Origin of the sequence: Sulfitobacter donghicola DSW-25 = KCTC 12864 = JCM 14565, from assembly GCF_000622405.1 — a bacterium.
GTDB classification, from domain to species: domain Bacteria; phylum Pseudomonadota; class Alphaproteobacteria; order Rhodobacterales; family Rhodobacteraceae; genus Sulfitobacter; species Sulfitobacter donghicola.
Window position 1 is genome coordinate 77,888 of the sequence record NZ_JASF01000005.1, and the last position, 24,449, is coordinate 102,336.

The 24,449-nt window shown below is 57.7% G+C and carries 25 protein-coding genes; 14 read left to right on the forward strand and 11 right to left on the reverse strand.

Features of this window, described 5'->3' with window-relative positions; translation table 11 throughout:
- Positions 1 to 231: 231 nt before the first annotated feature.
- Both Z948_RS0101280 and Z948_RS0101285 read right to left on the reverse strand, forming a co-directional pair.
- A complete protein-coding gene (locus Z948_RS0101280) occupies positions 232 to 1,461 on the reverse strand; it encodes a sigma-54-dependent transcriptional regulator (RefSeq protein ID WP_025057766.1) in 1,230 nt (409 codons plus the stop codon).
- Complete coding sequence (locus Z948_RS0101285; protein ID WP_025057767.1) at positions 1,458 to 3,191, reverse strand: sensor histidine kinase; 1,734 nt, start codon at positions 3,189 to 3,191, stop codon at positions 1,458 to 1,460. Before Z948_RS0101285 ends, Z948_RS0101280 begins: the two co-directional genes overlap by 4 nt.
- A gap of 59 nt (positions 3,192 to 3,250) precedes the next feature.
- On the opposite strand from Z948_RS0101285, the gene Z948_RS0101290 reads away from it, so the two are divergent.
- A complete protein-coding gene (locus tag Z948_RS0101290; RefSeq protein ID WP_025057768.1) occupies positions 3,251 to 4,441 on the forward strand; it encodes a cytochrome P450 in 1,191 nt (396 codons plus the stop codon).
- Here the strand turns inward: Z948_RS0101290 and Z948_RS0101295 are convergent.
- The gene (locus Z948_RS0101295) at positions 4,438 to 4,899 is read right to left on the reverse strand and encodes an Lrp/AsnC family transcriptional regulator (RefSeq protein WP_025057769.1); all 462 of its coding nucleotides are present in this window, start codon (positions 4,897 to 4,899) and stop codon (positions 4,438 to 4,440) included. The genes Z948_RS0101290 and Z948_RS0101295 overlap by 4 nt on opposite strands.
- Positions 4,900 to 5,039: 140 nt before the next feature.
- Here Z948_RS0101295 and cysG point away from each other — a divergent pair, with 140 nt between their 5' ends.
- From cysG to Z948_RS0101330, 7 genes are all read left to right on the forward strand, one after another.
- Positions 5,040 to 6,434 (forward strand): siroheme synthase CysG, encoded by a 1,395-nt coding sequence (cysG, locus tag Z948_RS0101300; protein ID WP_025057770.1) that lies wholly within the window; start codon positions 5,040 to 5,042, stop codon positions 6,432 to 6,434.
- Entirely contained in the window at positions 6,434 to 6,730 is a 297-nt protein-coding gene (locus Z948_RS0101305; protein ID WP_025057771.1) for a DUF2849 domain-containing protein, read from the forward strand. The genes cysG and Z948_RS0101305 overlap by 1 nt, the downstream gene beginning before the upstream one ends.
- Positions 6,730 to 8,394, forward strand: coding sequence for a nitrite/sulfite reductase (locus tag Z948_RS0101310; protein WP_025057772.1), 1,665 nt, complete (start codon positions 6,730 to 6,732; stop codon positions 8,392 to 8,394). Before Z948_RS0101305 ends, Z948_RS0101310 begins: the two co-directional genes overlap by 1 nt.
- A complete protein-coding gene (locus Z948_RS0101315) occupies positions 8,384 to 9,106 on the forward strand; it encodes a phosphoadenylyl-sulfate reductase (protein ID WP_025057773.1) in 723 nt (240 codons plus the stop codon). Before Z948_RS0101310 ends, Z948_RS0101315 begins: the two co-directional genes overlap by 11 nt.
- Positions 9,103 to 9,504: a DUF934 domain-containing protein gene (locus Z948_RS0101320; protein WP_025057774.1), complete on the forward strand. Its 402-nt coding sequence runs from the start codon at positions 9,103 to 9,105 to the stop codon at positions 9,502 to 9,504. The genes Z948_RS0101315 and Z948_RS0101320 overlap by 4 nt, the downstream gene beginning before the upstream one ends.
- 72 nt (positions 9,505 to 9,576) lie before the next feature.
- Positions 9,577 to 10,425: a ferredoxin--NADP reductase gene (locus tag Z948_RS0101325; RefSeq protein ID WP_025057775.1), complete on the forward strand. Its 849-nt coding sequence runs from the start codon at positions 9,577 to 9,579 to the stop codon at positions 10,423 to 10,425.
- Positions 10,426 to 10,506: 81 nt separating this feature from the next.
- Entirely contained in the window at positions 10,507 to 11,187 is a 681-nt protein-coding gene (locus Z948_RS0101330) for a M50 family metallopeptidase (RefSeq protein ID WP_025057776.1), read from the forward strand.
- A gap of 52 nt (positions 11,188 to 11,239) precedes the next feature.
- Here the strand turns inward: Z948_RS0101330 and Z948_RS17745 are convergent, their stop codons facing one another.
- On the reverse strand, positions 11,240 to 12,364 hold the full coding sequence (locus tag Z948_RS17745; RefSeq protein ID WP_037951742.1) for a hypothetical protein: 1,125 nt from the start codon (positions 12,362 to 12,364) through the stop codon (positions 11,240 to 11,242).
- Positions 12,365 to 12,566: 202 nt separating this feature from the next.
- On the opposite strand from Z948_RS17745, the gene infC reads away from it, so the two are divergent.
- Together infC and Z948_RS0101350 are read left to right on the forward strand one after the other, a co-directional pair.
- Entirely contained in the window at positions 12,567 to 13,115 is a 549-nt protein-coding gene (gene infC / locus Z948_RS17750) for a translation initiation factor IF-3 (protein WP_037951739.1), read from the forward strand.
- 133 nt (positions 13,116 to 13,248) lie between these two features.
- A complete protein-coding gene (locus Z948_RS0101350; protein ID WP_025057778.1) occupies positions 13,249 to 13,758 on the forward strand; it encodes a GNAT family N-acetyltransferase in 510 nt (169 codons plus the stop codon).
- Positions 13,759 to 13,858: 100 nt separating this feature from the next.
- Here Z948_RS0101350 and Z948_RS0101355 read toward each other — a convergent pair whose 3' ends face one another.
- The 5 genes from Z948_RS0101355 to Z948_RS0101375 all read right to left on the reverse strand — a co-directional run bounded on the left by Z948_RS0101355 (position 13,859) and on the right by Z948_RS0101375 (position 19,885).
- A complete protein-coding gene (locus tag Z948_RS0101355; protein ID WP_025057779.1) occupies positions 13,859 to 14,650 on the reverse strand; it encodes an FAD binding domain-containing protein in 792 nt (263 codons plus the stop codon).
- Between the two features lie 96 nt (positions 14,651 to 14,746).
- Complete coding sequence (locus tag Z948_RS0101360; RefSeq protein ID WP_025057780.1) at positions 14,747 to 17,110, reverse strand: xanthine dehydrogenase family protein molybdopterin-binding subunit; 2,364 nt, start codon at positions 17,108 to 17,110, stop codon at positions 14,747 to 14,749.
- Between the two features lie 217 nt (positions 17,111 to 17,327).
- Entirely contained in the window at positions 17,328 to 17,813 is a 486-nt protein-coding gene (locus tag Z948_RS0101365) for a (2Fe-2S)-binding protein (protein WP_025057781.1), read from the reverse strand.
- Positions 17,814 to 17,930: 117 nt separating this feature from the next.
- Complete coding sequence (locus Z948_RS0101370; protein WP_025057782.1) at positions 17,931 to 18,920, reverse strand: molybdopterin-binding protein; 990 nt, start codon at positions 18,918 to 18,920, stop codon at positions 17,931 to 17,933.
- Positions 18,917 to 19,885, reverse strand: coding sequence for an XdhC family protein (locus Z948_RS0101375; protein ID WP_025057783.1), 969 nt, complete (start codon positions 19,883 to 19,885; stop codon positions 18,917 to 18,919). The genes Z948_RS0101370 and Z948_RS0101375 overlap by 4 nt, the downstream gene beginning before the upstream one ends.
- Positions 19,886 to 20,051: 166 nt before the next feature.
- On the opposite strand from Z948_RS0101375, the gene Z948_RS0101380 reads away from it, so the two are divergent.
- From Z948_RS0101380 to grxD, 3 genes are read left to right on the forward strand one after another with little or no spacing between them, the layout of a single operon-like run.
- Positions 20,052 to 20,288, forward strand: coding sequence for a BolA/IbaG family iron-sulfur metabolism protein (locus tag Z948_RS0101380; RefSeq protein WP_025057784.1), 237 nt, complete (start codon positions 20,052 to 20,054; stop codon positions 20,286 to 20,288).
- Between the two features lie 7 nt (positions 20,289 to 20,295).
- The gene (locus tag Z948_RS0101385) at positions 20,296 to 20,661 is read left to right on the forward strand and encodes a hypothetical protein (protein WP_052033088.1); all 366 of its coding nucleotides are present in this window, start codon (positions 20,296 to 20,298) and stop codon (positions 20,659 to 20,661) included.
- On the forward strand, positions 20,658 to 21,020 hold the full coding sequence (grxD, locus tag Z948_RS0101390; protein ID WP_025057786.1) for a Grx4 family monothiol glutaredoxin: 363 nt from the start codon (positions 20,658 to 20,660) through the stop codon (positions 21,018 to 21,020). Before Z948_RS0101385 ends, grxD begins: the two co-directional genes overlap by 4 nt.
- A gap of 94 nt (positions 21,021 to 21,114) precedes the next feature.
- Here grxD and Z948_RS0101395 read toward each other — a convergent pair whose 3' ends face one another.
- Complete coding sequence (locus tag Z948_RS0101395; protein ID WP_025057787.1) at positions 21,115 to 21,507, reverse strand: cell division protein ZapA; 393 nt, start codon at positions 21,505 to 21,507, stop codon at positions 21,115 to 21,117.
- The gene (locus tag Z948_RS0101400; RefSeq protein WP_025057788.1) at positions 21,507 to 21,998 is read right to left on the reverse strand and encodes a hypothetical protein; all 492 of its coding nucleotides are present in this window, start codon (positions 21,996 to 21,998) and stop codon (positions 21,507 to 21,509) included. Before Z948_RS0101400 ends, Z948_RS0101395 begins: the two co-directional genes overlap by 1 nt.
- A 255-nt stretch (positions 21,999 to 22,253) precedes the next feature.
- Between Z948_RS0101400 and tkt the strand changes: the two genes are divergently transcribed.
- Positions 22,254 to 24,269, forward strand: a complete 2,016-nt coding sequence (gene tkt, locus Z948_RS0101405; protein ID WP_025057789.1) for a transketolase — start codon at positions 22,254 to 22,256, stop codon at positions 24,267 to 24,269.
- Positions 24,270 to 24,449: the final 180 nt, after the last annotated feature.

The window sequence follows — 24,449 nt, forward strand, 5'->3', positions numbered from 1 at the left end:
TCTCCTCCCAGGAGTTCAAAGTCAGACGGCTTGCGCCGCGGTGGCGGTACTATTGGGCGAAGAACCGCACACCACAAGAAGTTGTGAGGAATTGTTTCATTTTGCGTTATTATTCAGCGCCTTGCTGCAAATATCAGCACTGTGCAAATGCAGCATTTTAGCGCGATCGTGCGAATTCCCGCACCCGCAGCCGCAGCATTGTGCGGAAATCCGCACACCCCCAAGGGCGACTCAGCCGCGGTAATCCTCGGGTTTGATCCCGTAGCGTGTGCATTTATCGTAAAAAGTCTTGCGCGGCAGCTTGAGCGCGCGCGCAGCATCGCTGGCCTGCCCCTGCGCCCCTTTCAAGGCCCCTTCGATCAAGGATTGTTCGATCTGGGCAAGCTGTGCAACCAGCCCTACGCCCTCGTCGACCTCTGGCGCGTCTGAAACGCCCATGACAAATCGCATGGCCTCGGTCATCAGCGCACGGGCATTGCCGGGCCATTCGCGTGCCATCAAGGCGGCGGTGATCTGCGGGGTGATTTCCGGCGCTGGCTGGCCGCTTTGCTCGGCGGCTTGGGCGACATAGCGGCGAAACAGGACCGGAATATCCTTTGGCCGCTCGCTGAGCGCGGGAATGCGAACAGGCATCACAGCTAGGCGGTAATATAGATCACCGTGAAAGCGCCCCTCGTCCAATTCTATGGCCAAATCACGTGTGCTACCGGCGATCAAACGGGTCGCGGGCGCCTCTTCCAATATCTCGAACAAGGCCAGCTGGCTTTGCGCTGGAAGCATATTGATTTCGTCGATAAACAGGCTGCCCCCGTCGCCATCGCGAAATGCGGCCGCCAGCGTATCGGCGTCCAGATCATGGGCTGCACGTTTCAAAAACGGACGTTTTGAGCGGGTCGAGCTGAGGTGGATGACCTCGGCGATCTTGGATATCCCTGTTCCTTGGGCCCCGTTGATCAAAACTTCGCCGCCTGCTTGCGCAACCCGCCGCACCTGCCCGCGCAGCGCTTGGGCCAGATCGGATTCCCCAAAGATCATGCGCGCAGCGGGGTCTCCGCTTTCGATCAATTGACGCAATTCCCGATTTTCCAGAACCAAGGCGCGGTTTTTCAAAGCCCGCTCAACAACGGCCAGCAAATCTTTGGCAGCGCAGGGTTTTTCCAGAAAATCAAAGGCGCCATCGCCCATCGCCTTTACGGCCATGGGAATATCGCCTTCCCCCGTCAACAAAATGACAGGCAGGTCGGGATCAATGGCATGGGTATGGGCCAGCAAATGGAAACCGTCCCGCCCCGGCATGCGGATGTCGGAAATAATCACCCCTTCAAAATCACGGGTGATATGATCTGCGGCCACCACAAAGGATCCAGCGGCAATACAGCCGATATCGGCCAGCTCTAGCGTCTGTGACAAAGCTTCGCGGACGGCGGCATCATCATCTACCAACAAGACACGGCGGCTCATGCTGCACGGTCCTGTTTCATCGGCAGCAACATCACCGTAAAGCACGCCCCTTGCGCTGTATTATGCACCCTGATCTCTCCTCCGACGCTTTGCACAATGGCATAGCTGATCGACAGGCCCAGCCCAATACCTTTGGCGGCGCCAACTTCTTTGGTTGAATAAAAGGGGTCAAATACCTGTTCAGGGGCCTCTATGCCGTGGCCTGTATCGGTGATTGTCACGGTAACGGCGTCAGCCTGAGCGATCTTGATCTCTAATCGGCGCTCCTGCACATCCTGCATCGCGTCCAAAGCGTTGGTGACGAGGTTCACAAAAACCTGACCAAGGCGGACCTCGCCCCCCTGCACCCAGATCGGGGCCTGTGGGGCCTCAAACTCCAGCGTCACAGCCATGGTCGCGCGCCGCGCCTGTGTCAGCTCAAGAGCCGAGCCCAGCACCCGCCCCAGATCAACCTGCACCTGCTGCACGGTTTCCTGTTTGGAAAACGCCCGCAGGTTTTTGATGATCCGCCCCATGCGATCGGCCATATCCGAGATACGGGACAGGTTTTCAGCTGCGCGTTCGGGTTTGTCGCGCTCGATGAATTTCACCCCGTTTTCAGCAAAGGATTGCACCGCCATCAGCGGCTGGTTCAGCTCATGGCTGATCCCCGCGCTAAGCTGCCCCAACGCGCTCAGCTTGCTGGCTTGGACCAGATCATCCTGTGCTTGGGCCAAGGCCAGTTGTGCCTCGGATCTCTCTGCGGCCTCGCGGCGCAATTCGTTGTTGATGTCGCGCAAGGCCTGTGTGCGCGCCTTTACCCGTGCCTCTAGCTGGGCATTGGCCAATGCCAGCGTGCGCCGCCTTTCTGTCGCCAGAAACAAGAGCGCACCAAACGCAAGGCACAGCGCCGCAACCGCAGCGGCCTGTGATGCCGCCAGCCGCCTCACAGGCGCCACATCCAGCAGCACTTCGCCTGTCATGCCGATGACGGGCAAATCTTGGGTGAGGTGCAGCGCGTCTTGGGGCAGATAGGGCCCCCCTCGCAAACGCCAGATTTCATGGCCTGCGATACGGGATTCTTCGAAATCCATCTGCTGGGCAAGCTGCACAAGATCATCGCGATCAGGCCGTTGCCACAGAACCAGCTCGGATCGGTTGGAAACCTGAACGCGGCCTTGCCCATCGGTGAAAAATACCGGTGGCGTATCACCGCGCCATGCGTAATCAACTGACGCCAGATCAGTAGAGACAACAAGCGCCCCCATCGTTTCGCCAGAGGCCGCAAAAACCGGCGCTGCGTAAAAGTAGCTACGCCCAGAGCCCGCGCCATAGCCGCGCCCTAACGCGCCGTTCAAAGCGCGGCGCACAAAGGCCCCTGCCCCCGTTATGCCAGCGCCATTTCCTGCGGCAGCCAGCACGCGCCCTGAACGGTCAACCACCATCACATCCAACGCCGCCGCCTTATCCGCAGCGCTTTGCAACAGATCATTATCCGAGGGACCGGCGCCGTTCTGGGCCAACACATTTAGCACCTGCGGGTGGTCCGCCATGATAACGGCAAGGTCGCGGTAGCGCTGTAATTGCCCCACCAAACGGTCACTCGCCAATGCCAGATCCGCAGTGCCGCGCGCCGCCAGCTGTGCCATGCCACGATGCACCGCATAGCGCCACACCCCCGTAGACAGAGCGGCGACACAGATCAAGAAAACAACAATGCTGAGACCACGACGGCCATTTCCAAGTTTCATGGCAACAATTTACGCGAGCTACCTTGCATTGGCCAGCACATCTGCGCCTTGATGCCGCTATGATTCACTTGCACCAATCCCCGCATGATCCCGCGTTTATCCAAAACCCTTATCCGTTTTATGACCGCGCGCGCAGCCTTGGCCCGATTACCTATTGGGAGGATTACGCCATGCCTTGTGCCTTTGATGCGGCAACGGTGAATGCGCTGCTGCGGGATCGCCGTTTGGGCCGCGCAGCGCCTGCGGATCAACGGCGCAAGGTGCCCGATCACCTCGTGCCCTTTCAAGCGATCGAGCAACACTCGATGCTGGAACTCGAACCACCAACCCACACCCGCCTGCGCGGATTGGTGTTACGGGCGTTCACCTCGCGGCGGATCAAATCGTTAGAACCCGATATACATGCTGTCACTGACGAGCTTTTGGCGGCGCTCCCCCATGATTGCGCCTTTGACCTGATCCCCGCCTTTTGCACGCAGCTGCCTGTGCGCATCATTGCCCGCCTTTTGGGGGTGCCAGAGGGAATGGCCCCTGACCTGCTGAACTGGTCCAACGATATGGTCGCCATGTATCAGGCAGGCCGTACGCGGGAAATCGAGGATGCTGCGGCAGCCGCTGCGACCGAGTTTTCCGAATTCCTGACCAAATACATCGACGCGCGCCGCAACAAGCCTGCCGATGATCTCATCACCCAACTGATCGCCGCTGAGGAAGATGGCGAAAAGCTGAGCACAGACGAGCTGATCGGCACATGTGTTCTGCTGCTAAACGCAGGGCACGAGGCGACCGTGCATAGTTTGGGCAATGCGGTGAAATGCCTGCTGGAAAACGCAACCCCCTCCGAGGCGTTAACCCCCAGCGCCATTGCAGGCACCTGCGAAGAGCTGTTCCGCTATACCCCGCCCCTGCACATGTTTGACCGCTATGTTTACGAGGATGTTGAAATCGCGGGCGAAACGCTGCCGGCGGGCAGCCGTGTGGGGCTGGTTCTTGGGGCGGCTGGGCGTGATCCTGCGGTCTATGCTGACGCGGCGACATTTCGCTATGATCGCAACGGCAAACCCCATGCCGCCTTTGGCGGCGGGTTACATTTTTGCGTCGGCGCGCCGCTTGCGCGGATGGAGATGCAGATCGCCCTGCCTGCGTTTTTTGCCCGTTTTCCAACCCTCGCCTTGGCCGAGGAGCCCGTGTTTTCCGACAGCTACCATTTTCACAAACTCGACCGCCTGATGGTCAGCGGCTTGGGCTAAAGCGGTAGCATCGTGGTTGATTTGATCTGCTCCATCGACAGCAACGCCGTTACGTTGTGCACGCGCACTTCGGCGATCAGCGCCTGATAAAAGCGATCATAGGCGCGGGCGTTTTCCACACGCACCTTTAGGATATAGTCGATGTCCCCCGCCAAGCGATGCGCCTCTTGCACCTCGGGGCGATCCTGAAGCGCCTTGAGAAAGCGCCCCTGCCAATCGGCTTCGTGTTCGGAGGTGCGGATCAGAACAAAGAAACACGCCTCAAACCCCAGCGCCTCGGCATCCAGCACCACAGTCTGCTGACCGATCACCCCAGCCTCGCGCATTTTGCGAATCCGGTTCCAGACGGGCGTCTTGGAACTGCCCACTTCGCGGGCAATATCGTCCAATGAGCGGCTGGCGTCCTGCTGCAGTGCAGCCAAAATTTTCCGATCTGTATCGTCTATTCGAACGTTCATTCTGCTTCTCCGGTCCTTTTGGTCTGGATGTTCTCTTTTGCACTCTAGATAGAACATATGTCCTTATCTAGCCACCTATATGGCGAAATAATAGGAAAATATCCTATATTACCCCTAACAACACAGAGGAAACCGCCCCGATGGACCACTTCCCGATCTTTCTGAGCACAAAAGACGCACATATCATTGTCTCCGGAGGCCAAGATGCCGCCGTGGCAAAGCTGCGTCTGTTGATGAAATCCTCTGCGCGCATCTCGGTTTTTGCAGCAGATCCCGCACCAGAGATCGAACGCTGGCATCGCGAAGGTAAACTTTCCCTTCATGCCCGCGCTCTGGCGGAGGGTGACACAGCACAGGCCGCATTGTTCTACGGCGCCAATGAGGATGCGGTTGAAGATGCCCGTACCGCTGCATTGGCCCATAAAGATGGCGTTCTGGTAAACATCGTTGATAACCTGCAAGACAGCCAGTTTATCACCCCCGCCATTGTTGATCGTGACCCCGTCACAATCGCCATTGGCACCGAAGGAGCCGCCCCTGTTCTGGCCCGCGCGATTAAGGCTGATCTGGAAGAGCGCCTTCCCCAATCGCTGGGCACGCTGGCGCGTATCGGCAAAACCTTTCGCGCCGCAGCAGAAGCGCTGCCGTTTGGCCGTGCGCGCCGTGATTTCTGGCGCGGCTATTATTTTGACGCTGGCCCAAAGGCGATTGCCGAGGGGCATGCGCAGGTACAACCCGCGCTTGAAAAACTATTGGACAATCATTTGAACAAAACCGCCCGCAGCGGTCACATCGCTTTTGTCGGGGGTGGCCCAGGTGACCCCGAGCTGCTGACGCTCAAGGCGCGCCGCGCTTTGGACGAGGCCGATGTGGTGATTTACGACCGCCTGATCAGTCCAGAAATTCTGGAACTGGCCCGCCGCGAAGCCACCATGATTGACGTGGGCAAAGAAGGCTTTGGCGAACATACGCCGCAGGAATACATCAACGCATTGCTGGTCAAACATGCCAAAGCTGGTGCGCAGGTTGTGCGCCTGAAATCTGGCGATGCAACTGTTTTCGGGCGTTTGGACGAAGAAATAGACGCGGTCGATGCCCATGGCATCGGCTGGCATATCGTTCCCGGGATCACCTCGGCCTCGGCTGCGGTTGCAGCGATCGGGCAAAGCCTGACCAAACGCGGGCGCAATGCTTCTGTTCGGTTCCTGACGGGGCACGACATGAAAGGCTTTGCCGATCATGATTGGTCTGCCCTTGCCCGCGCGGGCGAGGTTGCCGCGATCTATATGGGCAAAAAATCGGCACGGTTTGTGCAGGGTCGCCTGTTGATGCATGGCGCGGACCGTCAGACCCCGATCACAATCATCGAAAACGCCTCGCGCGCGGATCAGCGGGTGATTGAAACCACGCTAGACGCCCTGCCCGCGACGCTTCATGCCGCTGCCCTCACGGGTCCGGCGCTCACCTTTCTTGGCCTCGCCCCTCGTGCGGCTGTGGCTCTTGCTCCTACCTTTCAGATTGAGGAATTCGCCTGATGGCAAAAGCATTCAAACCTTCCGTTATTACGGCCAATGACCTTCTTGAAGGAGATGTGGTGTATCTGAGCGGCGCGGACTGGGTCCGTGCCTTGAGCGATGCCGAAGTTATCGCCGACGAAGCAGAGGCCAACGACCGCCTGACAAAAGCGTCAGCGCGTGCCGCCGAGGTTGTCGGCGTCTACCTGACCCCTGTCGCCACCGAAGACGGCACCATCCAGACCACCCATTTTCGCGAAGAATTCCGCGCAACCGGACCTTCCAACTATGCCCATGGCAAACAGGAGCGCGCATAATGTACAGCTATACAGACTTTGACGCCAATTTTCTGGCCGAACGCAACGCCCAGTTCCGCTCTCAGGTGGAGCGCCGCATTGATGGCAGCCTGACCGAGGATGAGTTCAAGCCTTTTCGCCTGATGAATGGTCTATACCTTCAGCTGCATGCTTATATGCTGCGGGTTGCGATCCCCTATGGCACGTTGAACGGCGCGCAAATGCATAGGCTGGCGGATATTGCTGACAAATGGGACAAGGGCTATGGCCATTTCACCACCCGTCAGAACATCCAGTACAACTGGCCCAAGCTGCGCGATGTGCCTGACATGCTGGATGCTTTGGGTGAGGTGAACATGCACGCGATCCAGACCTCGGGGAACACCATCCGCAACGTGACGGCAGACCATTTCGCTGGCGCCGCCGCGGATGAGATCGCCGATCCCCGCCCTGTGGCCGAGCTGATCCGCCAGTGGTCCACCGACCACCCCGAATTCCAAGCCCTGCCGCGCAAGTTCAAGGTTGCAGTCTCTGGCGCGCCCCATGACCGCGCTGTGCTGAAAGCCCATGACATTGGCATCCAGATCGTCGAACGTGACGGTGTGCTGGGCTATGAAGTGATCGTCGGTGGGGGCCTTGGCCGCACCCCGATGATCGGCAAAACCCTGTATGATTTCGTCTCTGGCGAAGATCTGCTGCCAACCTTGGAAGCCATTGTATCGGTTTATAACCTGTTGGGGCGCCGCGATAATAAATATAAGGCGCGGATCAAGATCACCGTGCATGAAAACGGCATCGAAGACATTCGCGCCCGCGTTGATGCGCGCTATGCGCTGATCCGCCCGCTGTTTACCGGCGTTGACCAGCAGATGCTGGCGCGGATCGAAGATGACTTTGCCCTGCCAAAGTTTAACACCAAATCAATCGCCCCGTTTGAGAGCGCCTATACCAATGATCCGGTGTTCCGTTCATGGGCAGATACCAACCTCGCCGCGCACCGCGAAGAGGGTTATGCAATTGTGTCCATCTCGCTCAAGGCGCATGGCGCAACACCGGGGGATGCCACATCTGAACAGATGCGTGTCATGGCAGAGCTGGCCAAAGAATACGGTCACGATGAGCTGCGCATCAGCCATGAGCAGAACGTCATCCTGCCCCATGTTCACCGCGCCGACCTGCCTGCCGTTCACGCCGCCCTAAAGGCCGTTGGTTTGGGCACCGCTAATATCGGGTTGATTTCGGATATCATCGCCTGCCCTGGTATGGATTATTGCGCCTTGGCCACGGCGCGTTCGATCCCGATTGCACAGGAAATCGCCACGCGGTTTGACGAGCTGAAGCTGGAACATGAGGTGGGGCCGCTCAAGGTCAAAATCTCGGGCTGCATCAACGCTTGTGGTCACCACCACGTGGGTCACATCGGCATTCTGGGCCTAGATCGTGCTGGCGTGGAAAACTACCAGATCACGCTGGGCGGTGATGGATCGGAAGATGCCAGCATCGGCGAACGTGCAGGCCCCGGCTTTTCCGCGGAGGAGATCATTCCGGCCATCGAGCGTTTGGTGCTGGGTTATCTGGATCTGCGCTCTGACCCGTCCGAGACCTTTTTGCAAACATACCGCCGCCTCGGCCTCGCGCCGTTCAAAGCAGTCCTTTATCCAGAGGTTAAGGTAAATGCCGCGTAACCTGCCCCCCCAAGCCCGCGTTGAAATGCTCAACGCGGCGCTAAAGCACCACTCGGCGCCAGATATCCTGAAAACCGCGTTTGACGTGGTGCCCAATCTGGCGCTGGTCTCTAGCTTTGGCGCTGAAAGTGTTGCGTTGCTATATCTCGCCTCGCGCGTCAATCCAGATGTGCAGGTGATCTTTATTGATACGATGTTGCTGTTTCCAGAAACTTTGCAGTATCAAAAAGAGGTCGCCAAGACCTTGGGATTGCGCCGCGTGCAGGTTTTGCGTGCCAATACGGCTTTGGAAGACCCTGACAACACGCTGCTTCAACGCAACACCGATGCCTGCTGTGATTTGCGCAAAACCCGTGTGCTGGATAAGGCCCTGTCGGGCTATGACGGCTGGATCACAGGCCGGAAACGGTTCCAATCGGGCGAGCGATCTTCACTGGTTCCGTTTGAGACCGAAGAAGGCACAGGCCGGATCAAGGTGAATCCGCTGGCCCATTGGACCCGCGAAGATGTGCTGCAATATATCGAAGAAAACAACCTGCCGCGCCATCCGCTGGTGGCCAAAGGTTATCCTTCGATCGGCTGTGCGCCTTGCACATCGCCGGTTGCAGAGGGTGAAGATATTCGCGCCGGACGCTGGCGCGGCGAAGACAAAGATGAATGTGGCATCCATTTTGTGAATGGTAAAATGGTTCGCGTAGGAGCACCAACATGACGATTATTGTAACTGATAACGGCTTTGCCTCAGACGATTGGGACAAGGGTTTTAGCGCCTCTGGAGCCGCAAATGATTGCACCGCTCTTGACCTGCCCTCAGACATCCACCCCGAAAAGGTTGAGCTGTCGTCGCAGATTGAAATGATCCGGATTGATTTCCCCTCTTCGGCGGATGGCCGCGGTTTCACGATCGCACGGGCTTTGCGCCTGCGCGGCTATACGGGGCGCCTGCGCGCGCGCGGTCAGGTGCTAGCGGATCAATACGCGATGGCCCGCCGTTCAGGATTTGACGAAGTCGAAATCGACGAGGCACTTGCCGCCCGCCAGCCCGTGGATCAGTGGCAGTTTCGCGCCGATTGGAAGGCACATGACTATCAGGCCCGCTTGCGCGGCTAAAGCGCACATTGCGCATCCTCCATCCCTAGTTTTATAGAAGGACTGCGGAGCCTCGCGCTCTGCGGATAAATCATGACAGAGCAATCTCCCGTGACTACACAAACAGCAAAAGCCGTCCCCACCCTGCCTGATGCACAGACCGTTACCAAGGTAACCCACTGGACAGACAGATTGTTTTCATTCCGCGTGACGCGCCCTGCCTCGTTGCGGTTCCGCTCGGGCGAGTTTGTGATGATTGGCCTGATGGGTGAACCCCACCCTGAGACAGGCAAGCAAAAGCCGCTGCTGCGCGCCTATTCCATTGCCTCACCTTCGTGGGACGAAGAGCTGGAATTTTACTCGATCAAGGTTCAAGACGGCCCGCTGACCTCGCGCTTGCAACACATCAAAGAAGGTGACGAGATCATCTTGCGCCCCAAACCTGTGGGCACACTGGTGCATGACGCCTTGTTGCCGGGCAAACGCATCTGGTTCTTCTCGACGGGTACGGGATTTGCCCCTTTCGCCAGCCTTCTGCGCGATCCTGAGACCTATGAAAAATTCGACGAGGTCATCATCACCCACACCTGCCGCGATGTTGCCGAGCTGGAATATTCGCGCAAGCTGATCGAAGATTTGCAAAGTGACGAGTTGATGCAGGAACTCATCGGCGCCGAGCATCTCGCCAAAATCCGCTATTACCCCACCACCACCCGCGAAGAGAGCCCCAAAATGGGCCGCATCACGACCTTGCTGTCGGATGGCACGGTTTTCCGCGATCTCGGGATTGATGGTATTTCGGTAGATACGGACCGCGCGATGGTTTGTGGCTCGATGGGGTTGAACGTGGACATCAAGGAAATCCTCGAAGGGTTTGGTCTGGAAGAAGGCGCGAATTCCGACCCTAAACACTATGTGGTCGAGAAAGCCTTTGTAGGCTAACGCCGCGCGGAACATTTTCGTCCAAAGCATTCGGGGCGGCAGTGAATTGACATTCGCTGCCGCCCCATGCGTGATCAGGGTATGACATATCTAAAATCACACTGGCAGTTACTGGCCCTGATCGCGGCGGTCTTTGCGCTTTGGCAGACGCCCGTTGTTGTGCCGCTGAAAATCCTTGTCGTTTTCTTTCACGAGCTATCTCACGCCATGGCGGCATGGCTCACCGGTGGATCGGTCGAGCAGATATCGCTCTCGCCCCAACAAGGCGGGTTTGCGATCACCCGAGGGGGCAATCGCTTTGCCATCCTAACGGCGGGGTATCTGGGGTCGCTTCTCATCGGGGCGGGGTTGCTCATGCTTGCCCTGCGCAGCGCGTTGGACCGTGGGGTTACCGCGCTTCTCGGGGCGGTGATGCTATTGGTGACGGCGCTTTATATCCGCGATCTGTTTGCTGCATTGTTTTGCATCGCAACGGGGCTGATCCTGTTGGGCGCGGCGCGGTTTTTGGGGCATGCGGCCAATGACATGATTCTGCGGGTTATCGGGCTGAGCAGCCTGATCTATGTGCCCTATGACATTTTCGATGATACCATCGCGCGGTCCAGCCTGCCTTCTGATGCGCATATGCTGGCCCATGAGTTTGGCGGCGCAACAGTAATGTGGGGCGGGCTGTGGCTGGTGCTGAGCGCGGTTGTGATCCTCTGGAGCTTTCGCAAGATCTTAGGCCAATCCAGCAACCTCACCTTTCCCAACCGCCCATAAAAAAAGCCGCCCCCATGCTGGGAGCGGCTTTCGCTAGGCTATGCCTATTGGCTTACAAGCCAAGTGCTTCGCGGACTTTATCCAGCGCTGTTTGCAGCAATTCTGGGTTGTCCTTGGCGGCTTCCAGACCTTTGGTCAGTACAGTTTTTTGTACTGCGCCCAATTCGGAACCATCCAGCATTTCAGTCACTTTATCGAGGTTGAAACCGTCAACGGTCAGCAGCTCGGACATGATGCTGCCTGCGCCTTCGGTTGCAACGTCTGTCGCTGTTTCTGTCACGGCGTCAGTTGCGGCTTCGGCTGCTTCTGTCGCTGTATCTGTTGCGGCTTCAACAGCTTCTGCTGCTGTGTCTGTCGCTGCTTCAACAGCTTCTGCTGCTGTGTCTGTCGCTGCTTCGGCGGCTTCAGTTGCAACGTCTGTTGCGGCTTCTGTTGTCGCGGCTGCTGCGTCTGTTGCTGCATCCGCTGCGGCAGCTGCTGTGTCTGTTGCTGCGTCAACGGCGTCAGATGCTGCTTCTGTTGCGGCTTCGGCTGTGTCGGCGACTGCATCAGCTGCGGCTGCTGCTGTGTCTGTCGCGGCGTCCGCTGCTGCGGCTGCTGTGTCTGTCGCTGCGTCAACGGCGTCAGATGCGGCTTCTGTTGCGGCTTCTGTTGCGGCTTCGGCTGTGTCAGCTACTGCGTCCGCTGCGGCAGCGGCTGTGTCTGTTGCTGCGTCAACGGCATCGGATGCGGCTTCTGTTGCGGCTTCGGCTGTGTCGGCTACTGCATCAGCTGCGGCGGCTGCTGTGTCTGTTGCTGCTTCAACGGCGTCAGATGCTGCTTCTGTTGCAGCTTCGGCTGTGTCAGCTACGGCATCCGCTGCGGCGGCTGCTGTGTCTGTCGCTGCTTCAACGGCGTCAGATGCTGCTTCTGTTGCAGCTTCGGCTGTGTCGGCTACTGCGTCCGCTGCGGCAGCTGCTGTGTCTGTCGCTGCTTCAACGGCGTCAGATGCTGCTTCTGTTGCGGCATCAACCGCACCTTCGGCTGTGTCTGCAACCGCATCAACGGCGTTACCTGCTGCGGATGTTGCTGTTTCAGTAACATCTGCTGCGATTTCCTGAACGCTGCGCCCAGAGTAAAGCGCATAACCGCCCACACCGATAATAGCTGCAACAACAATCCAAACCAGATTCTTCATAAGTACTTCCCCTTTTTTCGCGGTACCGCATGGCAGAAGGCCACCGCACCGGTCATTGGCGCTCAAATGCCCCCCAAAACCAGCATGTTCAAGGGGAAAACATGCAGTTATTGAGCAAGCTTGCATGATTTTCGCCTTGAAGGACGGCCCATGGCTGTTTACCTTGCGAAACTGGTAATTCAACCATCAAAGGACAACCACCATCGCTCGTAGACCCCATAACGCACCGCCGCAACGTGACACCGGCCCGCGCGTCAATGAAAACATCCGTTCCAATGAAATCCGCCTGATCGGCGCCGATGGCGAAAACGTGGGTGTTGTCACCCCTGCCCGCGCTATGGATATGGCCGATGAAGCAGGACTTGATCTTGTAGAAATCTCGCCGAACGCGAATCCCCCTGTTTGTAAGATCATGGATTTCGGCAAGTTCAAATATGAGACGCAAAAACGCGAAGCCGAAGCGCGCAAAAAGCAAAAGATCATCGAGATCAAAGAGGTCAAGTTCCGCCCGAACACTGACACCAATGATTACGACGTGAAAATGCGCAACGTCTATAAGTTCCTCGAGAACGGCGACAAGGTAAAGATCACCCTACGTTTCCGTGGCCGTGAAATGGCGCACCAGAACTTGGGTCGTGAGCTGCTGGAACGTGTTGCAGAAGACACCAAAGAGCACGGCAAGGTCGAAAACTTTCCAAAGATGGAAGGCCGCCAGATGGTCATGCTGATCGGACCGCTTCCGAGCAAGTAAACCAACGGCACCCGCCAGAGATTTGAAACGCCCCGCGCCCCATCGGCCGGGGCGTTTTTTGTTTGAGGGGTGCCGCCCCTTCGGGCCAGCCCTTCACCTTCAACAAGCGCGCTAATCCATGTTAGAAACCGTGATGACATTTAGAAAAGCAGATACAACAGATGCCTCCAGCCTTGCGGCCCTCTCGATCGAGGTTTGGGTCGGCACCTATCTAAAGGAAGGCGTTAGCCCGCACTTTGCGGATTTCGTTTTAGACGCATTCACCCCATCAAAGATTGCCGCCCTGATTGCTGATCCGAAAGAATTCATTCTGGTCTCTGACAATGAAACGGGCATTGATGGTTACATTCGGCTGACATCAAACAGCGCCGCGCCTGTCTCTGGTTGCTCTGACTTGGAAATATCCACCTTTTACATCCAGCCACGCCATCACGGCAAAGGAATCGGTACGCGGCTGCTGGAGGCGGCGTTTGAATATGCGGCGCAGCTGGGTGTCAGCTCTGTCTGGCTCGCGACGAATGCAGAAAACGCGCCAGCCATTGCATTTTACCTGTCCAAAGGTTTTGAACAGCTGGGCGAGACCCAGTTCACCATCGATGGCAACTCATATCTGAATAATGTCTATTCTCGGAAGCTGCGGTAAGGCAGCGTCCTTTTGCCCGTGCTGGCGCTGCACCGCGTGTCCTTTACATAAAAATAGCCGCGTTGTTACACGCGGCTATCTTTGGAAAAACGTATATTTCTTAGCCAGTTATGGCCGCAACTGCGCGCTTTGTCATAACGCCAACCAGATGCGCGCGATAGGTGCCCGAACCGTGCAAATCGCTGATCATCTCTGATCCATCTGCTTTCAGATCCGCCACAGCATCGGCGCTAAAGTTACTGCTAAGGGCGGCTTCGGCTTCGCTCCAACGGAACACCCCGTTTTCCGAGGCGCCAGTGACCGCGACGCGAACGCCGTCAGCGAATTTGGCGACAAACACAGCAACCAGCGGGAAACGCGATGCGGGTTGCAGGTGCTTTTCGTAATGTGCCGCCTCTGGGATGGGAAAGTTCACCCCTGTGACGATTTCGCCTTCTTCCAATGCGGTTTCGAACATACCTTGGAAATAGTCGTCGGCTGCGATTTCGCGGGTATTGGTGACAACCGTTGCACCTGAGGCCAGAACCCCAGCGGGATAACAGGCGGACGGGTCGTTATTGGCTACAGAGCCACCGATTGTGCCGCGATTGCGCACGGCGGGGTCACCGATCCGCGCCGCCAGCGAGGCCAATGCGGGATAGCTGGCCGCAGCTTCGGCAGCCACAGTGGCGTGTGTTGTCGCGCCGCCAACCTTTAGCGTTGCACCATCCTTTGAGACGCCCTTCATCTCGTCGATCCCATGCAAGGACACCAAAACCGATGGTGCCGCCAGCCGCGCCTTGAGCGTCGGGATCAGCGTTTGGCCGCCGCTTAGCGGTTGCGCTTCGTCTTGTGACAGCGCGCTGACAGCTTCTGCGACAGTGCTGGGTGTTTCGACATCAAAATTATACATCTTGTCTTCCTTTCAGGTGCTGGGCGAACCACGGCACCCTTTCTATATCTCAGAATACATCCGATACCCTTTGGCGGATACCGGACTTTGTCAATCTCAGCTGTTCATCGCTTCCCATACGCGGGACGGCGTAACAGGCATGTCGATATGGCCGATGTCTTTGCCACCTGAGCGCATCGCGTCCAGTACAGCGTTCACAACAGCCGGAGGAGAGCCGATCGCCCCTGCCTCGCCACAGCCCTTTACCCCCAGCGGGTTATGGGTACAGGGGGTTTGGCAGGAATGATCCACCGCATAGAACGGCAAATCAGACGCACGCGGCATGGCGTAATCCATATAGCTTGCGCTCAGCAACTGGCCATCGCTGTCATAGGCGCAGTTTTCCAGCAATGCCTGACCGATCCCTTGGGCAAGGCCTCCATGAACCTGCCCTGTCACGATCATCGGGTTCACCACATTGCCAAAATCATCCGCCGCCGAGAAGCGTTCAATCGTGACCTGACCCGTTTCCGGATCCAGTTCCACCTCGCAGGCATAGGCCCCTGAGGGATAGGTAAAGTTGGCAGGATCGTAAAAGGCCGTTTCCTCCAAACCCGGTTCGATGTCTTCGAGCGGATAGTTATGCGGCACATAGGCGGCCAGTGTCACATCCCCCCAAGCAACGGATTTATCCGTGCCTGCAACGGTAAACGCCCCGTCTTTCAGCTCAACATCCGCTTCTGATGCTTCCAAAAGGTGGCTGGCGATTTTGGTTGCCTTGGCGATGATTTTCTCGGTGGCGCGCACCATGGCCGATCCCCCAACCGCAAGCGAGCGCGACCCGTAAGTGCCCATGCCCATTGGCGTATTGGCGGTGTCGCCATGCACGATCTCGACCATTTCTTCGGGGATGCCAACCATTTCCGCAACCACCTGCGCAAAGGATGTTTCATGCCCCTGCCCGTGGCTGTGGCTGCCTGTCATCACAACCAGACCACCTGTGGCATTCACCCGCACGGTGCAGCTCTCAAACAGCCCAGCGCGCGCGCCGAGTTGCCCAACAAGGTTGGAAGGAGCGATGCCGCAGGCCTCGATATAGCAGTTCACGCCAAAGCCGCGCAGTTTGCCTGCCGCCTCGGACGCCGCGCGACGCACCTCAAAGCCTGCGATGTCGGCCATCTCTTCGAGCTTGTCCATCGTCGCCACGTAATCGCCCGTGTCATATTCCACGGCGACTGGCGTGGCATACGGGAATTCAGTGACAAAGTTCTGGCGGCGCAGCTTGATCGGGTCAACCTTCAGCTCATGCGCGGCTTTATCCACCAAACGCTCTAGCTGATATGTCGCCTCGGGGCGCCCAGCGCCGCGATAGGCGTCTACGGGTACGGTATTGGTAAACACCGCCTTGACGTTCACATAGATCAGCGGGGTTTTATAGTTCCCTGCCATCAGCGTGCCATGCAGCCATGTGGGCACCGAAGGCGCAAAGGTGCTAAGGTAGGCGCCCATATTGGCATAGGTATCTGTGCGCAGCGCGGTAAAGTTGTTGTCTTTGTCCAGCGCCAGCTGAATTTTGGTTACATGGTCGCGCCCATGGGCATCCGACATAAACGCCTCGGAGCGCGAAGAGGTCCATTTCACCGCACGGTTACAGGCTTTGGCGGCGAAGGTGACAAAGGCTTCTTCCTGATAGTGGAAGATTTTCGTGCCAAAACCACCACCTACATCTGGCGCCACAACGCGCAGCTTGTGCTCTGGAATGCCCAAAACAAATGCGCCCATCAGCAAGCGGATCACATGGGGGTTCTGGGAGGTGGTGTATAGCGTATGATCCCCTGTACCGCGGGCATAATCCCCCACAGCCACACGAGGCTCCATCGGGTTGGCGACAAGGCGGTTGTTCACCAGCTCTAGGGTGGTGACATGTGCGGCCTCTTCAAAGGCTTGATCCACCGCGCCTTTGTTTTCCTCAACAAAGCCCCAGTCATAGCACAGGTTCGACGTCAGATCGTCGTGCACCTTTACGCTATCAGCCTTTACCGCGTCTTTCATATCAACAACGGCGGGGAGTTCGGAAATATCGACCTCAATCGCTTCGGCGGCGTCGCGGGCCTCTTCCAGAGTTTCAGCAACGACAGCTGCGATGGGTTCGCCCACATGGCGCACCTTACCTTCGGCCAGCACAGGGTGGCGGGGTTCTTGCATCGGTTCGCCGTGTTTATCCGTCACCTGCCAACCGCAGGGGACCGAGCCGACCTCAGCAAAATCAGCACCTGTAAAGATCCTGACCACACCGGGCATGCCCTCAGCCGCTGAGGTATCCACGCTGTTCAGCGTGCCATGGGCAATATCCGAGCGCAGGAAATACACATGCGCCTGCCCGTTTACGTTGATGTCGTCTGTATAGTTGCCTTCTCCGGTCAAAAACCGGACGTCTTCGCGCCGTTTGCTGCTGGCGCCGATACCACTATCCTTTGGCATTTCAATTCCTCCCTAAGGCGGCACACACAGTGGCGTGCCTCTTTTATCTATGAATTTGAACACAACCGCCCTGTTGGCAAACGGATGTGGCTTTTTCTGATGCCCTTTGGTGCGGGCATAAGGTGGAATGAGCATTCTCCGAAGTTGGCGCGGCCTGTGATCTCTCCCTTCACATTCCGCCTATCGGGCCATTCCTGTTGGGCTGGTCCCCTTGCGGTTATTCTGCCGCGATCGAGCTTACATCCTGACCAGAGGCCGCCATGATCGCCTTAACGATGTTATGGTACCCCGTGCAGCGGCAGATGTTGCCGTCTAGGTAGTGGCGCACGTCTTCTTCGGTGGGCTTTGGGTTGTCTTTCAACAATGCCGCCGCTGACATCACCATCCCCGGTGTGCAAAAGCCGCATTGCAGGCCGTGGTGATCCTGAAACGCTTGTTGGATGGTGTTCAGCGTCCCATCCGCAGCCGCCTGCCCTTCAATGGTGGCAACCTCGGCGCCGTCGGCCTCTACCGCCAGCATGGTGCAGGATTTCACCGCAACGCCGTCCACATGCACAACGCAAGCGCCACATTGGCTGGTATCACAGCCTACATGCGTGCCTGTCATCCCTAGGTCTTCGCGCAAAAACTGAACCAACAGCGTGCGCCCCTCTACATCACCGGACGCGGCTTTGCCGTTCACGGTCATTTTCACTTGTGCCATTCATTTCCTCCCAAAAAATCAATTTCTCTATCATTGAGGGTGAGTTAAGCATGGCAAATGCAGGTTGAGAACAAAAAAGTTTTCTTGACGAGGCCCAAACGGACCCGAATCCGTTTCCTATCGGCGGGCCATCCTTGGCTGTGGCCGTGTCGGGATTTCCTTCAAAAGCCCGCCAACCCCCATGCCCGCAATATCAGCGGATGAAACGTTAACCCCACAAATCACCCGCGACAGCACCCAATCCGCCCCATTCAGCGCAGGTGAGCGCGCACATCCCGGCAAGCCGATAACAGATTGTTTACCAACCGCCCCCAGAAACAAGAGATTCCCCGGGTCAACGGGCATACCGAACCTGATGATTTCCCCCCCAGCGTCAACAACCGCCGAAGATGCCACATCATCAATGTCCGACGTTGCCGATCCAGTCAGGATTAACACAAGCGAGGTCTCGGCCGCTTGGACGGCTTTGGCCAATGCCTCTTTCTCATGGGGAACCTTTGGCACTGCGGCCAGTTCTACGCCCAGCGCGTTCAGGCGCCCCTCTATGGCGTCGCGGCCCTTGTCGCTGGCCCCTCCGGATATCTCAGTGATGATCAGGGTTGCAGCGCGGTGTTTAGGCGTTGCGATGCCAATCGCGCCCCTTGCCGCTTGGATCGCCTTGTTCAGGTTCTCCTCGGGCACCGCATAAGAGATGATCTTGATCGTGGCGACCATATCCCCTGCCCTTAGTTGGTGATGGGGGGGCACTGTGGCGACGGTAATCATGGGGTCTATGGCATTCACGCGGTGCAGCGCCTCGACATCCAGCATTGCAACGCCCGCGTGATCCGCGATCAGGTTTACCCGTCCGGTAAAGGCGGTACTGCGGCTCAACCCCTCTTGCCCCACCAGCAGCGCATCTGCCAACGCATCTGCCGCTTCATCCTCTCCACGGTCTGTGGCCTCTAGGCTGGCAACGGTCACCGCTGTTAGGCCTGCCGCCCTGAGGGCTGCAATATCATCGCTGTCCAAAACGCGGCCCTTGCGCAGGCGCCCCCCCGCCACAGCCACGGAATGGGCCAGCACATGGCCCAACGCATGAGTAAGAGGGCGCGATCCGAACTTCATAGCGTGCGCAGGGCTTCGATCATCTGAGCCAGAATAGAAACCGCGATCTCGGCAGGGCCAGAGGCCCCGATATCCAGCCCCACAGGCCCCCGTATGCGCCCAATGGCATGGGGATCAAACCCTGCGGCGTTCAGCCGCTCAACCCGCCCTGCATGGGTGCGTTTAGAGCCCAGCGCCCCAATGTAATACGCATCGGAATTCAGGCCGACAAGAAGCGCAGGATCATCCAGTTTTGGATCATGGGTCAGCAGGACAAGAGCCGTGCGCGCATCCAGCCCCAAATCGTTCAGCGCCGCATCGGGCCAATCATTAATCACCCGCGCCTCAGGAAAGCGCGCGGCCGAGCCAAAAGCTTCGCGCGGGTCGATCACAACAGGGTCAAACCCCGCAATCTGCGCCATCGGGACCAAAGCCTGCGCGATGTGAACGGCGCCAACAACGCACAAGCGCAAAGGCGGGTTATGGATGGCAACAAAGGTCTTTTCGTCTTCCAATATGCCCGAGCGGTCCTTGCGAAACCGCTCTTCATGGCCATGCGTAACCAGACTATGGGCCGTGCCATCCAAGGCGACGCTATAGGCAATCGGTTTACGGGCTTGGCGCGCCGCGACGAGCTGCTCTAGCAGTGCCAGCGGCATACCGCCCTCTCCGATGGGTTCAACCAGCACTCGGATGGTGCCGCCACAGGCCAGCCCAACGGCAAAGGCATCGCCATCGCTGACACCGTATTCCAGCAATTTGGTTTCATTGTCTTCTAGGGCTTCCAATGCTTCAACAACGACCGCCCCCTCAACACATCCACCCGAAACCGAGCCCTCCATCTCGGCGGCATCAGAGACAACCATCTGCGCCCCCACGCGGCGCGGCGCAGAGCCCCATGTTTCGACCACAGTGGCAATTGCGGCTTTTTTGCCCCCCGAAATCCAGGCCAAGGCCTGTTCGGGTGCTCCTGATATGTTTGTCATCTTCAAAAGCCTTTTTGGAAATTTCTGTGGCATGGCGTAACAAAAGAGCCCCCACCGTCTGACAATCCGCTGTTCTGTGCAAGGTGGGATTGTGTTCCCTTGCGTGCAAGCCCCTGCACTATTACATCTAGAAAAACACAGCCCCAATCCAAAAGGAAGCCCGCCCATGCCCATGCAAGCCAGTGAGATCGAAGACCTTCTGCGGATCAGTTTTCCCGATGCGCAGATTGTGGTCGAAGGCAACGATGGCGTGCATATGGCTGCTATGGTTGTCGACGAAAGCTTTCGCGGCAAAAACCGCGTTCAGCAACAGCGCGCCGTATACGCAGCCCTAAAGGGCAAGATGGACGGATCAAACGGGGATCTGCACGCGCTGGCCCTAACAACCAAAGTGCCGGAGTAACCGCCCCGTGTGGCTTTGGCTTTTGGGGGTGGTCGTCTTGGCCGTGGTTGTGATCAGCGCCGCGCAATACCGCGCTGCCAATCGCAGCTATGTGCCCCTTAGCCAACGCCAACCCGAGCGGCGGCGCGAAGCGGCGCAAAAAACGCCCCTTGGTTACGAAGCGCTGGACATGAGCGGTGTACACCGCGCCCAACGCATGAACCAAGGGTTAGAGCGCTCTACCATTCTATCGCCCCGCCTATTCGGGAAAAAAGGCTCGGAGCTAGACGATATCATCGACCCCGAGGGGCTTTCCCTACCGGATAATGAAACCTATAGCGCGCGCTATCACGCCGCGTTTCACAAAGACACGAACAAGGACAAAGACAAATGAGCGATGCAAACCAAGCCATCAAAGACACCATCACAGGGAATGACGTGGTTCTTTTCATGAAGGGCACAAAAGAAATGCCGCAATGCGGTTTTTCCTCACGCGTGGCGGGCGTGTTGAACTATATGGCCATCGATTATGCTGATGTGAACGTTCTGGCCGATGAAACCCTGCGTCAGGGGATCAAGGATTTCTCTGATTGGCCCACCATCCCCCAGCTTTACGTTAAGGGTGAGTTTATCGGCGGCTGCGATATCATCACCGAGATGACCCTGTCAGGTGAGCTGGATACATTGTTCGCCGAGAACGGCGTAACCTTTGATAAAGAAGCTGCTGATAAGATACGCGAAGCCAACGGCTAAGCCTTGGGTTAAAATGCCCTCCAAAAGTGAGAAAGCGCAGCTTGGGATCAAGATGCGCTTTCTTCATTTTAAGTGAACTTTATCGGGGGGCTGATTAGCCGCCGACCTTTTCGTCGACCTCAGCCGCAAGCGATTCTGCGCGGGCTGCAATTTCGGCCAATGTGTCGGTAACCGATTGCGGCACAACGGGCACTTCGATGCGCTCTGGCTCGACCACCACATTGCGCAGCCCTTCCAGCTCGGCCTCACGTTCGGCCAGCTCGGCGCGCACTTCGACGATCTTATCCTCAACGCTTGCGGTTTTATCCGCCAGCATCAGCCCCGCCATCAACAACATCCGCGCCTCGGGCATACGCCCTACCGCATCGGCCAGCACTTGGGCTTCGTCGTCCAGCATTTTGGCGGCTGAGTGCAGATAGCTTTCCTCGCCCTCCTGACAGGCCACATCAAAATGGCGACCGCCAATCGAAATCTTTACCTCTGGCATTATGCGTCCTCCTGAGGGGTCTTATTGTCCGAGGCAGCATCTACCAACGGCTGAAGGCTGGACAGGATCACCGAAGCTTCGGCGACATCGGCAGCGCGGGCAGCGCGCAGGGCTTCCAGCTCGGCCAGCATTGCCTTGTTGATCAGATGGGGTTCCCCCACGCCTTCGGCGTTGGCTTCGCGCAGGGCCGAGCAGGCATCATTCAGCTGTGCATTGGCGCGGCGGACACGTTGCAGTTCGATATCCAGCTGCGCCATACGCGCCTGTCCTTCGTCAACCTGCGCGCGCAGGGCGGCCAGCTCGGTTTCGGATTTGGTGCGCAGGCTGCGCACACGTTCTTGCAATTGTGCGTTGGCGGTTCGTTCGTCCTCTAGCAGACGCAGCGTTTCCTCATCAGGGCCAGCAGATGCAGCCCCCAGTTTATCCAGCCCGAACGCGACCTGATCTATTGCTGCGGTAATCCGCCGCTGTAGCTCTTCTATATCGCTCATATGCCCCTCTTGGTTACTCAACCGCGTACCGACCCTTGCATGGTGCGAATCGGTTCGCGCACAATATTGGAGTAATCCTACCTAAACTGGGGATAAATTGCTGCCCCCCTTTCAGAACAGCGGCTTGGCCCCAAAACTTCATGCCCCACGTGAACAAACGCCCTGTTTCCTATGCTTGATCTTTTGCGCTGCCCTGATATGCAGCGCCAAACCGCTCTTATTAACACTGCCCCTCTTATACAGGAGTCACCGCGCGTGGATCTCAAAGCTCTTCAAACCGCCCACCCCGAACATTGGTCCAAGGCGGCCGCCATCCGCGCCCTGACGCTGGACGCGGTTGCCGAGGCGAACTCGGGCCACTCTGGCATGCCGATTGGCATGGCCGATGTTGCGACCGTATTGTTCGAAAACCACCTAAAATTCGACGCGGCTGATCCAAACTGGCCTGACCGTGACCGTTTCATCCTGTCCGCTGGCCACGGCTCGATGCTCATCTATTCTCTGCTGCACCTTGTTGGCGATGCGCAGTTCCCGATCGAAGAGATCCGCAACTTCCGCCAGATGGGCGCACGCACGGCGGGCCACCCCGAGAACTTCCTAGCCGATGCGATCGAAACCACCACGGGTCCACTGGGCCAAGGTATTGCGAACTCGGTCGGGTTTGCCATGGCCGAAGAAATCCAGCGCGCCACCTATGGCGCCAAAGTGGTAGATCACAACACATATGTCATCGCGGGTGACGGCTGCCTGATGGAAGGTGTGAGCCAAGAGGCGATCACCCTTGCGGGTCGTCACAAGCTGAGCAAGCTGATCGTGATGTGGGACAATAACAACATCACCATCGACGGGCCAGTGACCCTGTCCGATACCTCTGATCAGGTTGCGCGTTTCCGTGCCGCAGGTTGGGACGTTCAGGAAATCGACGGCCATAACCCTGTTGAGATCGACGCAGCCCTAACAGCGGCGCGCAAGACCGACACGCCAAGCATGATCGCCTGCAAAACCCACATCGCGTTGGGTCACGCAGCACAAGACACCTCCAAAGGCCACGGTGCGTTGACCGACCCTGCACAAATGGTTGCCGCCAAAGAAGCATGGGGCTGGACAGCAGCGCCATTCGACATCCCTGCCGACATCAAATCCGCATGGGAAGCCATTGGCAGCCGCGGCGCAGACGCCCGCCGCGCGTGGGAAGAACGTTTTGACAAGATGCCCCGCTCCAAGCGCGAGACATTCAACCGCGCCCTAGCTGGCGAAGCGCCAAAGAAACTCAGCGCGACGATCAAAGCCTTCAAAAAGCAAACATCCGAAAACGCGCCAAAACTGGCGACACGGGCGTCGTCTGAAAAAGTGTTGGAAGTGATCAACCCGATCATGCCTGAAACTGTAGGCGGCTCCGCTGACCTTACCGGTTCCAACAACACCAAAACGTCAGACATGGGCGTCTTTGATCTGGATAGCCGCGATGGCCGCTATGTCTACTGGGGCATCCGTGAGCACGGCATGGCCTCGGCGATGAACGGCATGGCGCTGCACGGTGGTGTGCGCCCCTACTCTGGTACATTCATGTGCTTTACCGATTATGCGCGCCCTGCGATGCGCCTGTCGGCCCTGATGCAAATGCCTGTTGTCTACGTGATGACACACGACAGCATCGGTTTGGGCGAAGACGGCCCAACGCACCAGCCTGTTGAGCACCTAGCCATGAGCCGCGCGACACCAAACACATTGGTATTCCGCCCAGCGGACACGGTAGAGACCGCCGAGGCATGGGAAGTGGCCCTGACACAGGAAGCCACCCCTTCTGTTCTATCTCTGACACGTCAGGGCCTGCCAACTGTGCGGACCGAGCATAAGACAAAGAACCTGACCGCGCAGGGTGCCTACACATTGGCAGAAGCCGAAGGCAAACGTCAGGTTATTCTGATCGCTACGGGCTCCGAAGTTGAGATCGCGCTGAAAGCCCGTGATCTGCTACAGGCCGAAGGCATCGGCACCCGCGTTGTGTCCATGCCGTGTATGGAACTGTTTGCACAGCAAGACGAAGCCTATCGCAAGCGCGTCCTTCCAGGTGGCGCGGTACGTGTTGGCATTGAGGCTGGCATGCGCCAAGGCTGGGATCAGTGGCTGCTGGGCGAGCGCGGCAAATGGGGCAAAGCGGACTTTGTCGGAATGGAGCGTTTCGGCGCCTCTGCCCCTGCTGGTGAGCTGTTCGAAAAATTCGGCATCACGGCCCAGAACGTTGCAGAAAAGGCAAAAGCCCTCCTGTAAGGTATCCCAAATCACATTTTCACGGCGGCGCTTTCTAAAAGGCGCCGCCGTTTTTGTTTCAGCCGACGAAACAGATTGATGCCCTATTGCGCCTTATTCGTACCAATTCTGCCACATTTCCGGCGATGTTCAGCCACAACAGGCTTCTAAACAGAGGGGGTCTTGATCGAAATTAATTCT